The organism is Flavobacterium azooxidireducens (genome assembly GCF_023195775.1).
GTDB lineage: Bacteria > Bacteroidota > Bacteroidia > Flavobacteriales > Flavobacteriaceae > Flavobacterium > Flavobacterium azooxidireducens.
The window spans coordinates 2,775,791-2,789,557 of sequence record NZ_CP096205.1; the positions used below are offsets into that span (position 1 = coordinate 2,775,791).

A 13,767-nucleotide genomic window follows, 5' to 3' on the forward strand; every position below is an offset into this window, starting at 1 on the left:
GCAACTCAAAAGAATGAAACTAGTATTAATAACCGCTGTCCATTCTTTCAAACGAGAGATACAGCATTTGCTCAAACAATCCGGTGTAAAAACCTATTCGTATCGTGATGTAACCGGATTTAAAGATTTATCCGAAGAAGCCTTGGCATCCAATTGGTTTGGAAGCGAAGTAAACGAAAACGAATCCATTGCATTTTATGCCTTTGTTCCGGTTGAAAATTTGGAAAAATTATATGATTTAATTCTCGCTTTCAACCAAGAATTAGAACCCAAATCAAAAGTGCATTTAGCAACATTTAGTATAGAAAAATTTATATAAATGGTACTAAGGTGCTGAAAAACAGAGGGACTAAGTTAAAAATAGTCCCCAACCTCAGAACCTTAGTGCCTCATAACTTTAGAACCTTAAAAATATGAAAAACAGAATCGTACGCGGCATCGCAGGAACATTTATATTAATTAGTATAGTTCTAGCAATCTATGTCAACCAAAATTGGTTGTGGTTCACTGCTTTTGTAGGAGCCAATTTATTACAATCATCATTAACCAAATGGTGTTTGATGGATGATATATTAACGAAAGTTTTTAAAATAAAAGATTAATTGTTTTAGTTGATTGGTTGATTAACAGGAAATCGGTAGGGATTTTTTACTCTACTGGTTCTCCTAACAATATGCACGAAACATTCCAAGCACTAAAACTGCTTCCTTCCAGTAAACCTTACGGAATTTGAATACGGGTGGAATGCTTTCCATCTAATAAATGACCCAATTTAATCAACATTGGATTTGTAACCGTACGCAGACATACTTGATTATAGTGTACTATTCATCAGATTGAAATATTATAGTTGTAAGATTGAAAACTAGGAATATTTACCTCGAATCATACATTTGATTTGAAAATAAATTTTAATTTATGTAGATGAATATTGCTATTAGATTATTTTTTATTTAAAATTTTTGATTTTTAGAATGAATTTATTTGCAAATTCATCCTATCTATTACTCACTAGTTTATTTACTACGGTATTAAAAATGTTAGAAAGTGAGAGTATTTTTTGTCAAAATATTTTGCTTACACTTAGCTTACAAATACCAAGAATGGTGATAATAGTTTATTGCAAAAGTACGTACTGAAAGGTTGCATTTTTTGTCCAAAAGGAATGTTAAATTGTTTAAGGTTGGCAGAAAGTCGAAGAGCCTCACAGTATTACGGAGAGTGGTATTTTTATTGATTATAACTAGTTAGATTTAGTTTTTAAAACGGTATTTAAAGTATAAGTAAATTTACTTTTTAGGATAGTCATATCCTCACTCACTTTTTTATCTAAAACTTTTGCGTAATGTTGAGTAGTACGAATGTTTTTATGACCAAGCATTTTACTCACGGATTCAATAGGGACTCCATTTGTTAAAGTTACAGTTGTGGCAAAAGTATGTCTAGCAATATGGAATGTTAGTTCTTTATCGATTTCACAAATATCAGCTAGCTCTTTCAGATAGGCATTCATTTTTTGATTGGATAGAATAGGGAGGAGCTTCCCTTCATTTTTACATTGTGGATGGTTTTCGTATTTATCAATAATCATTTGGCTAACCGGTAGAATTGGAATCCTAGAAGGACTTTCTGTTTTTTGTCTTTTTGTTGAAATCCATTTTTCGCCGTCTATACCGATGATTATATTTGAGTTCGTTAGATTATAAACATCAATGTAAGCTAATCCGGTAAAACAGCTAAATAGGAACATATCTCTAACCAATTCAAGTCGTTTGATTTTAAACTCTTTATTCAAAAGTGACTCAATCTCTTCCTGGGTTAAATAGACTCTTTCAATTTCTTTTACTTTTCCTTTGTAATTGAGCAATGGGTCTCTTTCTAACCAACCGTTTACATAACATTGTTTAATTATTTTTCCAAAGTTCCGGATGTATTTTATAGTAGAATTGTTGTTGCATTTCTTTGTATTTCGTAGGAAGAAATCAAAGTCATTTATAAATGCAATGTCAACCCGTTTAATTGAAATGTCGTTCAGATTGTATTGAAATTTTAGGAACTCTTTAGTATGACTTAGTGTTGTTTCATACTTTTTGAAAGTATTATTGGCGAAGGTTGAACCAATTAATTCTTTCATAAGCTTGTTATGATCTTCAAAGATTAAAATGAGCTGCCGTTGTTTTTCCTCAACACCAAGAAATTTATTTTTGAAAGTTTGTGCATTAATATCCTGATTGTTATTAATCATCCAATTTTCAGTTTCATACACTTTGCTTCTGAGAATATCAAGATGACTATTTATTAGTCTTGCTTCTTCATTAGTTCCTTTAATTTTACCTGCAGAAGCATTCCATTTTGATTTTTCTACAAATTTTGATGTGCTTAATTCTATTCTTGCACCATTTATGGTTATTCGCAGATAAATGGGATATAATCCTTTTTTGGAAGCTTTCGAACTATTTAAATGGAATAGTATTGAAATTTTATGTTTCATTTTGTGGTGACTTTTAACGTTTTCAAATTACATTTTTTACTCGTTTGAAGCAAGATGTTCATCTTTTGAACTGCTTGCTATCATTGGTCTGCCGTAAAATTCGGTTACCCTATTTTTTAGAAGTTTAAGGGTAACCGAATTAGATTTGTACAGATTACGATTTAATGAATAATTTGAATAGTAGTAAAAACAAAAAAACCTGTAAATCATACGATTTACAGGGTTTTAGCTTAATTTGATAATAAAAATGTGGAGTCGGAGAGAATCGAACTCTCGTCCAAACAAGCAACCAAAGAGCTTTCTACGCGTTTATCCTCTGATTTGGTTTTCGACAAAAAGCAAGGCCAAAGGCAGCCACTTCTTGCTTAGCTTTATAGTTGTCAGAAGGGATTTAAAGCTTTACTCTTCCTAGGTTTATTTTTACAGTTCTCCTGAATCAAACGCCACAAACCAAGGCTTTTGAGGAGAATCCAGCTTTCCTACCTAGTAGGAACGAGGCAAATCTTACTATAATTCAGATTAAGCAGCTAAAGCGTAATTATTTTCGCCGTTTATAAGTTGTGAACCTTGATATTTACGAGCCAAATGTCCAATGCTCGACGTGCTTACCGTTTAGTTCCACCCGCTGTCAAAACCGGTCGACCCCATTTTTTCTGTTATCCGTAACCGGTTACCGGTAACCATAATCAAAAACCAGACCACAAATATACATGAAAAATTGTCATAAATAAAACTTGTTAGTCCTATTCATTAATCTTACATTTGAATTATAATAAGTAAATGCAAATTTACAGTAATAAAACTATTATGTATTTTCTATATTTCGACCCAGGGTTGGGAACTATGATTGCACAAGCAACGATAGCTGTTGTGGCAGGTGTTGCTCTTTTTTCTAAAACGATTATGTATAAGATTAAATCTTTTTTAGGCATTCACAAAAAGGAGGATGATTTTTATGATTCGATTGATGAAGTAGAAGAAAAAGAAAATACAAAAGAAAATGAGTCAAACATCAAATAAAAAAACGCATGCGTCTTCATTTAGAGATCCTTCCGGAGTAGTTTTTCAAGAAGACGGAGTTGTGAAGAGAAGCATAAATCCAATTTATTTTTCTCAATATGATGCTTTAACTTCTTCCGGTTTTTACAAAAAATTAATCGATTCCAAATTACTCATACCACACGAAGAACTATCTCGTGATGAGGATGAAATTATAATTAAACCTGAACAAATTTCATTTATCACAAATCCGTATGAATGGAGTTTTGAACAATATAAACATGCTGCTCTTCTGACGTTAAAAATTCATCGATTAGCTTTAGCAAATGAGTTTATTCTAAAAGATGCTTCCGCTTTTAATGTTACTTTTCACAAAGGAAGAGCGATTTTTATCGATACACTTTCATTTGATTTTTATGAAGAGAAAACTCCTTGGAGAGCCTATAAACAGTTTGTTTCGCACTTTTTGAGTCCATTGCTTTTAGCAAAATACCATGGTGCAGATATGCTCAAAATGCTTACTTTGCACAGTGATGGAATTCCAATTAGAACAACAGCATCTTTACTTCCGTGGAAAACAAAACTGAATGCTTTTACTTATACAAATATTCATCTATTGGCAAAGATGGAAAATAAATATAGTGACGATTATAAAGCAGAAAATAGTATAAAACCACTTTCAAAAAAAGCTCAAAATAATATTATTGAAAGTTTGTATGATTTTATAAAAAAGCTAGAAATAAATCAACAAACCGAATGGGGCGATTATTATAATAAAACTAATTATAATACAACTTCATTTAATCAAAAGGCTTTATTAATTAAGCAATGGGCTTTAGAAATTAATGTGAAGAAAGTAATTGATGTTGGTGGAAACGACGGAACTTTTGGTAGAGAATTATTAGCTCAAGCCGACGAAATTTTAGTAACAGACATAGACCAAAACGCTGTTGATTTTAATTATAAAAACATACTAAAAAATAAAGAAACCAAAATCCTTCCTTTTGTTTGCGATGTTTTAAACCCTTCGCCATCCATTGGGTTTAATAATACCGAAAGAGAATCTCTACTAATTAGATTAAAAGAATACAAACCCGATCTCACAATGGCTTTGGCACTTATTCACCATATTACATTGTCCGGAAATGTTCCCTTTTACAAGTCAGCCGAATTTTTTGCCGGTTTTTCAGAAAATTTAATACTCGAATTTCCTACTCGTGAGGATTCTTGGGTTCAATCACTTTTAGTCAGAAAAAGAGAATTTATTAAACATTTTGACTTCTATAATGAAGAAAATTTTGAAAAAGAGTATGCTCACTTTTTTATAATTTCAAATAAAATAGTAATTCAGGAATCAGATCGGATTCTATATTTGTTAAAAAGAAAATAATTTTTTTAAAACAATGAAAGATAAAATTGTAAATGTTTTAAAGAAAGATTCCGTTCTTCCATTGATAGCAGCATTAGCTTCAGGAATGTATCCGTGGGCTTTTTACTTTACTAATAATTTTGATTTTGTAAATTCTTGGGATCATTTTTTCTTCTTTATATCTCGATTTATACTATTACCAATGGTCGTTTTTTACGGCGTTTACTTTCTTTTGAAGTCAAAATATTTACGATTATTTAAAACTACAGTTTTACCATTTTTAAGTGGATTTGTCTTTTTCTACCTCGTTATGTTAGCACTTCACGCAACAGTGGGATTTAACAAAATAATCATTGTTTTTGTTTTGGCCGTTCTCGTTGCAATAGCTTGTAGAAATATTCAACAATTATTTAAAAAGTTGTTAATAATTCAATTTATTTTAGTCCTCACAACAGGTTTAGGGTTCTATAGAATTTCCAAATCATTTTTTAAATATTCTGATGAGTGGATAGAACAACCGGATAACATTGAAGAAGTTATTTTTAAAAAAACGCCAAATATTTATGTTATTCAACCCGATGGATATGCCAATTTTTCAGAGCTTAGAAAAGGTTATTATAAGTATGATAACTCTACATTTGAAAGTTGGTTAGAAACTAACAATTTTAAATTGTATCATAGTTTTAGAAGTAATTATTTTAGCACCTTATCCTCAAATAGTTCTTTGTTTAGTATGAAACACCACTATAATAATTTGTTCGATGAGCGAAAAATTATTATGGATAAAAATACAGTTGTATCTATTTTTAAAAACAATGGTTATAAAACACACTTTTTGGCAGAGCTCCCTTATCTTTTAATTAATCGCCCAAATATCAAATTTGACTATACCAATTTTGATGTAAACAACATTTCTTTTTTAAGCAAGGGATTAGAAGCAGAACGATCGATTTTAGTGGATTTACCTCTCGTTTTACAAAAAAACAAAGAGGAAAATGGAAAGAACTTTTACTTCATTGAAAAACTTTTACCGGGACATATAACAACCTTTAAAGACGCTACAACTACTAAGGAAAAAGAACGTTTACTTTACTTAAAATCCATTGAAGATGTTAACGAATGGATGAAAAATGTATTTCAACTTATTTCTGAAAATGATCCAAATGCAATGATAATTATACTTGCTGATCATGGTGGTTTTGTAGGTTGGGATTATACTCTGCAGACAACAAATACTACTTCTGATGAAAATTTAATTAATTCAGTTTTTACAGCAGCTCTAGCAATTAAATGGCCCAATAATGAACCTCCAACATTTAAACATGAATTTAAATCCAGTGTGAATTTTTTTAGAACAATTTTTTCTTACTTAGCCGAAGATGAAATTTATTTAAAAAACTTGCAAGATGATGCAAGTTATCTCACTCTTTGGGATGAAAAAAATAAAGGACTTTATAAAGTGATAAATTCGGAAAATGAAATTGTTTTAGAGAAAAATAATTCAGAATAAATTGAAGCTGAAATACTTCCAACTGAAATCTAAACTAAATACTAACATTTTAAAGAATAATATTTGTTTCAGGAATCCATAATTGTTATATTTGAAACAATTTTTAAAAATTGCTATAAAAATATCACAAATGACATTCGGAATCATCAAAGAACGCAAAAATCCACCAGACAGAAGAGTTGTTTTTACACCTGAAGAGTTGGTTCGGTTACAACAACAATTTCCTGAGGCGAAAATAAAAGTAGAAGCATCAGATATTAGGGTTTTTCCTGATGCAGATTATGTTGCAGAAGGAATTAAAATTACGGAAGATCTTTCAGATTGTGATGTTTTACTTGGTGTCAAAGAAGTTCCTGTGGATGCTTTAATTCCAAATAAAAAATACTTTTTCTTCTCTCACACTATAAAAAAGCAAGTTCATAATCGAAAATTACTTCAAGCTGTTTTAGACAAAAATATCGAATTATATGATCATGAAACAATTGTGGATGCTCAAAACCGTCGATTAATTGGTTTTGGTCGTTATGCCGGAATTGTAGGAACTTATAATGCTTTTCGCGGATTTGGAATTAAATTTGAACTTTTCAATATACCAAAAGCCGAGACATTAAAAGGTAAAGAAGAACTAATTGCAAAATTAAAAAGACAAGTTTTACCACCAATTAAGATTGTCCTTACAGGTAAAGGAAAGGTTGGAATGGGATCAAAAGAGATTTTAGACGGAATGAAAATTAAAGAAGTTTCCGTTGAAAATTTTCTAACCAAAAATTATTCAGAACCGGTATATGTCCAACTTGATGTGCTGGATTACAACAAACGAAAAGACGGAAAAGTTTTGGACAACCAAGATTTTTATGCAAATCCAAAAGAATATGTTTCCGATTTTGAACGTTTTACCAAAGTTTCCGATGTTTTTATAACCGGTCATTTTTATGGAAATGATGCTCCTTACATCCTAACACAAGAAATGCTTAAAGCTAAAGATTGTAAAATTAAAGTAGTAGCTGATATTTCTTGTGATGTAAACGGACCCATTGCTTGTACTATTAAAGCTTCAACGATAGCAGATCCGTTTTTTGGCTATTTGCCTTATGAACATAAAGAGGTGTCTTACACGCATCCCGGTTCAATAATGGTCATGAGCGTAGATAATTTGCCTTGCGAATTACCCAAAGATGCGAGCGAAGGTTTTGGCGAAATGTTTATGGAACATGTTATCCCAGCTTTTTTTAACAATGACAAAGATGGAATTCTTCAACGTGCAAAAATTACCGAAAACGGAAAATTAACACCTCGGTTTTCGTATTTACAGGATTATGTAAATGAGGGTTTAGTTACTTCAAAATAGATTGCATTTTGAACAGTAGTGTTTAAGTCCGAATAGTTTTTTACATTTGAGAAATAATAACTACTGCATGAAATTGAAATTTCAATTTTTGTTTTTTCTTTTATTTTCTTTGAATGTATTTTCTCAGGAACTGCTTCCTTTTGTCGAAAATTTCACAAAATCCAATTACAATGGCGATAATCAAGTCTGGAGCGTTACGCAAGGAAAAGATAACGCCATGTATTTTGCCAACAATCATTATTTTCTTCGATATAATGGTGTGAAATGGGAACGTTATTCGTTGCCAAACAAAACCGTAATTCGTTCGGTTTTTGCTCATAATGAAAAGATATATTGTGGTTCCTATAACGAATTTGGTTATTGGAAAAGAGAAAATGGAATCATGCGTTATTATTCACTTACCAAAGACAAAGATTTTTTTAAAGATGCTTCTAAAAATGAAGAAATTTGGAAAATTTTTGAATTAAACGGCACCATTTATTTTCAATCCTTTAACGAAATTTTTATTTATAATAATAATTCGATCAAACGAGTTGAAGTTCCTTTTTTGATTTCGTATTGTTTCGTAATCGATTCGAAAATTTATGTTGCTTCGGTTAACAGAGGCGTTTTTGAATTTGATGGAAAGAATTTCATCTACATAAAAAAGTGGGATGCTGTTCTGAATAATGTCATTCACGCTATTGCAAAGAACAACAATGAAATTTATATTTTTACTTTAAAAAATGGTGTTTTTGTTGAAAAAAACGAAAAATTGCAACCTTGGAATCATCCCATTAATGAAGCTTTAAAATCGGAAGTAATTATAACAGCAAAATTCTATCAAAAGAATAAATTGGTTCTAGGAACAGCTTCAAAAGGAGTTTATATTGTTCAGATGGATTCAGGAGAATTTATCAATATTAATCGCAATAACCGACTTTCCAACAATTCTGTTCTGAGTATTTCTGTTGATAAAGAAAATGACATTTGGTTGGGTTTGGATAACGGAATTTCGCACATAGAAATCAATTCTCCATTCCGAATTTTTTCAGATAATACCGGCGAATTGGGAACTGTTTATTCTATAGCAGCTTCAAAAAACGGGTATTTATTAGCTTCTAATCATGGTGTTTTTACGTACGAAAATAAATCACTAAAAATTGTTCCTAATTCACAAGGACAAGTTTGGAATGTAAAGAAAATTGATGATAATTTTGTAATAGGGCACAATGACGGTACTTTTTTATATGATTTTAAATCATACAGAAAAATCAATCCTTTAAATGGTGGTTGGCAGTTGAAAAAAGACCTGTATCACGACCGATACATTCAATCTAACTATCTTGGCTTAGCGTTTTTTGAGAATAAAAATGATTTCTCTCAATATAAACGACTAAACACAGTTTACAGACCAATTAAAGATTTTGTGCAAACCGGACAGTATGAGATTATAGCTTCGGATAGTTATCGAGGACTTTTTAAAATAAAATACAATGAAAAGCTAGAGCTAGTTTCCTATCTTAATTTGACTGAAAAAAATAATATTAAAAGTGATTTTGGGGTAAAAATATTCAAGTATAAAAATGATGTTTTATATTATATTAACTCTGAATGGTATTATTTGGATGGTGTGACAGATGTTCTAAAAAAATATGAATTATTCAATCAAAATTTTAAAAATATCAGTGAAGTAATTCCAATTGATGATTCAAGTTTTGCCATTTTGAAAGGAGGTTTGTTTTATATAATTAATCAATCCAACGATCATTTTTCCTGGAAATTGATTCCAAAAAAATATTACGAAGGAAAAATAATCAACCAAGAAACTAGAATCTTTAAATTTAATGAGCATTATTTAGTTAATCTAGATGATGGATTTTTGCAATTTGAATCAAATAAAAATAATTTTATAAATCAAAAAGTAGAGATTGAAGCTTATTTTAATGGAAAAATTTTAGATGATGAAGCAAATATTCCTAATAACCAAAGTTTGACTTTGCATTTTGTTTCTGAATATTTTGGAAATAAAAAATCGACACTATTTTATAAATTAAATAATCAGTCAATAGTACCACTAACAGATGGTAAGTTGATTTTGAATAATTTATCCAGCGGAAATAATAGTATTGAAGTCTATTTTACAAACGGATTTGAATTCGTGAAAACAGGTGAATTTTCATTTACTGTTTTAAAGCCGTGGTATCTTTCAATTTGGATGATAATTCTTTATTTTGCGATTGTTGGCGGAATTTTGTTTTTATATTATCGATGGAATAAAGTGCGATATCAAGAAAAAATCAAACTTAAAGAAGAAGAACTGAAACATCATCGCCAGATTATGGAATTGGAAATGGAAGCTGAAAACAAACTCAAATTGCAAGATTATGAAAAGCATATTTTGGAAATGCAAGTTCAATCAAAAGCTTCGGAAGTAGCCGGGAAATCACTATCTATTGCCAAACAATCAGAGATGATTGAAAGCATTCAACGCATTTTAGAAGAAGAGAAGAATATCAACACGGTTAAAACAAAGATTAAGAAAGCCATTAAATCCAATGCAATTAATCAACGCGAATGGGAAAATTTTGAAAAAAATCTTATTCAAAGTCATGAAGAATTTGTACAAAAATTAACCAACACCTATCCTGAATTAACTTCAAAGGATATCAAGCTTTCAATTTACTTACGAATGAATTTATCTTCAAAAGAAATTGCACCATTAATGAATATTTCCTATCGAGGTGTAGAGTTACACCGTTATCGACTTCGTAAAAAGATTCAATTAAATTCAGAAGAAAGCCTTTCTAGGTTTATGATTAATTTATAAATAGCATTCTTTAAATGCATAAATTATATTTTTTTCATATATTTTTTATTAAATACATAACTCATCACTACTACATCATTTGTGTTTTTATTGATGTACTTATTTTAAAAAATTAACATTTTATACTATTGAAAATCAATTATTTAATTTTTTATTTTAAGGAATTGATGTACTCGTGTAGTGTGGTTTTAATGATATACTATAACGTTTTAGTTTGTATATTAGTACTCAGTAATACTAACTTAAACAAATGATGAAAAACTTTTATTTAACTTTGTGTATGATGGTACTCCCATTATACATATTAGCTCAGGAAGTCAAAGGTACAGTTGTAGACAAAGGCGGAATGCCTCTGCCCGGAGTCACAATCAGGGCATTGCAAACCGATGTCAATACAGTAACCGATTTTGATGGTAATTTCACAATTAATGCACAAAACGGACAAGATTTGGAATTCCGAATGATTGGAATGAAAACTTCTATCCAAAAAGTAACAGGATCAATACTAAATGTAATGTTAGAAGATGATGAAACCACTTTGGATGACGTTGTTTTGATTGGTTATGGTACTCGTAAAAAGGTTGACAATACCGCTTCAATAGTTTCATTAACCAGTGAGGAAGTAAACAATCGAAAGGTATTAAATGCAACTCAAGCAATTCAGGGTAAAGCAGCCGGAGTTCAAGTCTCAAGTAGTGATGTTCCGGGTAGTTCACCCTCAGTTGTGATTAGAGGTCTTAATACAGCGTTAGGTGGAAGAAATCCTCTTTATATTGTGGATGGAGTTCCTTTGGGAGATGTTAATAATATAAATTCATCAGACATTTTAACGTATGATGTTTTAAAGGATGCTTCTGCTTTAGCAATTTATGGTAATCGTGGAGCAAATGGTGTAATCATTATCACTACCAAAGCTGGAACATCTGAAAAAATGACTGTTGAATATGATGGATTTGTTGGTTTTAGAAGCCCTTTAGAAAGGATTAAAATGGCGGGAAGCAATAAATTCTCACGTTATTCAAATATTGCACTTGGTACAACCACATTTTCACAAGATCAACCTACTAATACCAATTGGTTTGACGAAATTACTCGTACTGGTGTATATAGTCAAAATAACATCTCTGTTTCAGGAGCTTCTAAATCTATAAAATACTTTTTTAGTGCTGGTTTATATGATGAAAAGGCAATTCTAAATGGTTTAGATTATAAACGTATTACATTACGTAATAACAATGATATTAAAATTTCTGATAGACTCTCTTTAAAACAAACATTAAACATTGGTATTACAGAATCTAATCCAAAACCATTATCGGCTTTCACAAATGCGTATAAACAATCCCCAATTGTTCCCGTTTATTTTCCTAGCGGAAAATATGGGGTTTCATTTGTTGGAGAAGATGGTTTTGCCTCAGAAACAGGTTCATCATTTAATAATGTAGGAAATCCTGTAGCTCAACTAGATTATTTTAATGAAGAGCAACGCTATATAAATTTGCAAGCCGGATTAACGTTGGATTACAAAATTATGGATGGATTAAAATATACTTCTCAATTTACTGCTAGTTACAATAATTGGAAGAGTTATAATTTTAATGACACAAGAAATATTTGGCTATCTCAAGATCCAACAAGAACTGAAGAACTTTATGATGCTAACGCTCCAATAAACCTGTTGACAAAATCAAGAGGAGAAAATTTTGATTGGAATTTAGCAAACTTTTTAACTTATAATAAAGTGTTCTCAGATATTCATGATATTGAATTTACATTGGGAACGGAAATTAATTTTTATGGTTCAAATGAAACTTTATCAGCCACAAGACGAGATGTTCCCGCAAACTCAAATTATTGGGCATTTAATTTTTCAACATCTAATTTGAGTGATGCTATAAGTAATACTGTGTTAAACGAAAGAAGGTTATTATCCTATTTTGGTCGTGCACAATATAAATTGATGGATAAATATTTGATTACAGCCACTCTAAGACGTGACGGTACATCGCAATATCAAACGGATTATCGTTGGGGTCATTTTCCTTCGTTTGGTTTAGGTTGGGTTGTTTCAAATGAATCGTTTTTAAAAGATAACACCTTTCTTAATTTTTTAAAACTTAGAGGAGGCTGGGGTAGATTAGGTAATGAAAGAGTTCCATTAAATAATCAAGCCTTTACATCTAACTTGAATTCTACTTTAGGCGGAAATATTATTTATCCGGGAATCACCATTAACTCTCAAGTAGATCCTAGTTTATCATGGGAAGTTATAGAAGAATTATCTGTTGGTGTAGACTTTAGCCTAATTAATAGTAAATTAAAAGGAACTTTTGATATTTATGATAAAAGTACAACTAATTTGATATTGAATGTAGATTCTTATTTAACAGCTGGAACTTCCCAAGCTTCTCCCGGACATGTTGGTGAAGTAACCAATAAAGGGGTTGAGTTTTCTTTACGTTGGGATGACAAAATTGGCGAAAACTTTTCCTATTGGGTTGGAGGAAATATATCCAGTAATAAAAATAATCTAGAAAGTATAACAAATCCTAATGTTTCGTTTTTTCAAGGTGGAGTTCTAGGAAACGGTCAATATACTAAATTATTATCGTTTGATGCAATAGATCAACCTTTAGGAAGTTTCTTTCTATGGGAACATGCAGGCTTTGATGAAACAGGACAAATGCAATTCTTTAACGCTGATGGCGATATTGTATCAGAAGATCAATTAACTGTTGATGACAGAAAATTTGTTGGATCTGTTGTTCCTACATCTACTTACGGAATTTCGGTAGGTGCAAATTATAAAAATATTGATTTCTCAATTGATGGATATGGAACCGGCGGAAGCAAAGTTTACAATGGTAAAAAGGCCCAACGTTTTTCAGGTGAAAATATAGAATATGATGTTGCAACAGACTTCTGGACACCTACCAACACTTCTGCAGCAAACCCAGCTCCGTTTAATTCAGTTCCGGTTGCTTCAACCTATTATTTAGAATCAGGTGATTTCTTTAGAATCAACAACATAACATTAGGTTACACATTACCAAAAATTTCAGAACATATTACTTCTGTTAGAATTTATGCAAATGCAATTAACCCTTTCATTTTTCAAAAATTCTCAGGATTTTCTCCTGAGTTAAATAATGACGGTGATCCGTACCGTTCTCAAGGTATAGAAATTGATGCATATCCTACTGTTAAGTCGTTTGTATTTGGTGTTAATTTAAAATTTTAA

Annotated in this window: 9 protein-coding genes and 1 other RNA gene; 8 read left to right on the top strand and 2 right to left on the bottom strand. The window is 30.8% G+C overall.

The window, feature by feature from the left end; genetic code table 11:
* Nucleotides 1-13: 13 nt before the first annotated feature.
* Together M0M57_RS12040 and M0M57_RS12045 are read left to right on the top strand one after the other, a co-directional pair.
* On the top strand, nt 14-319 hold the full coding sequence (locus tag M0M57_RS12040) for a hypothetical protein (RefSeq protein WP_248433276.1): 306 nt from the start codon (nt 14-16) through the stop codon (nt 317-319).
* 94 nt (nt 320-413) lie between these two features.
* A complete protein-coding gene (locus M0M57_RS12045; protein WP_248433277.1) occupies nt 414-602 on the top strand; it encodes a YgaP family membrane protein in 189 nt (62 codons plus the stop codon).
* Between the two features lie 641 nt (nt 603-1,243).
* On the opposite strand, the gene M0M57_RS12050 is transcribed toward M0M57_RS12045, so the two are convergent.
* Nucleotides 1,244-2,491, bottom strand: a complete 1,248-nt coding sequence (locus tag M0M57_RS12050; RefSeq protein ID WP_248433278.1) for a site-specific integrase — start codon at nt 2,489-2,491, stop codon at nt 1,244-1,246.
* Nucleotides 2,492-2,738: 247 nt separating this feature from the next.
* Nucleotides 2,739-3,137: a transfer-messenger RNA gene (gene ssrA / locus M0M57_RS12055) on the bottom strand.
* Nucleotides 3,138-3,298: 161 nt separating this feature from the next.
* Between ssrA and M0M57_RS12060 the strand changes: the two genes are divergently transcribed.
* The 6 genes from M0M57_RS12060 (at nt 3,299) to M0M57_RS12085 (ending at nt 13,767) form a co-directional block, all read left to right on the top strand.
* On the top strand, nt 3,299-3,511 hold the full coding sequence (locus M0M57_RS12060) for a hypothetical protein (RefSeq protein WP_248433279.1): 213 nt from the start codon (nt 3,299-3,301) through the stop codon (nt 3,509-3,511).
* Entirely contained in the window at nt 3,492-4,880 is a 1,389-nt protein-coding gene (locus tag M0M57_RS12065; RefSeq protein ID WP_248433280.1) for a class I SAM-dependent methyltransferase, read from the top strand. Before M0M57_RS12060 ends, M0M57_RS12065 begins: the two co-directional genes overlap by 20 nt.
* A gap of 13 nt (nt 4,881-4,893) precedes the next feature.
* Entirely contained in the window at nt 4,894-6,369 is a 1,476-nt protein-coding gene (locus tag M0M57_RS12070; protein WP_248433281.1) for a sulfatase-like hydrolase/transferase, read from the top strand.
* Nucleotides 6,370-6,499: 130 nt separating this feature from the next.
* Nucleotides 6,500-7,717 (top strand): NAD(P)-dependent oxidoreductase, encoded by a 1,218-nt coding sequence (locus M0M57_RS12075; protein WP_248433282.1) that lies wholly within the window; start codon nt 6,500-6,502, stop codon nt 7,715-7,717.
* Between the two features lie 67 nt (nt 7,718-7,784).
* Nucleotides 7,785-10,526 carry a helix-turn-helix and ligand-binding sensor domain-containing protein gene (locus M0M57_RS12080; RefSeq protein WP_248433283.1) on the top strand — a complete coding sequence of 914 codons (2,742 nt, stop codon included), beginning with the start codon at nt 7,785-7,787 and terminating at the stop codon, nt 10,524-10,526.
* Nucleotides 10,527-10,806: 280 nt separating this feature from the next.
* Nucleotides 10,807-13,767, top strand: coding sequence for a SusC/RagA family TonB-linked outer membrane protein (locus tag M0M57_RS12085; RefSeq protein WP_248433284.1), 2,961 nt, complete (start codon nt 10,807-10,809; stop codon nt 13,765-13,767).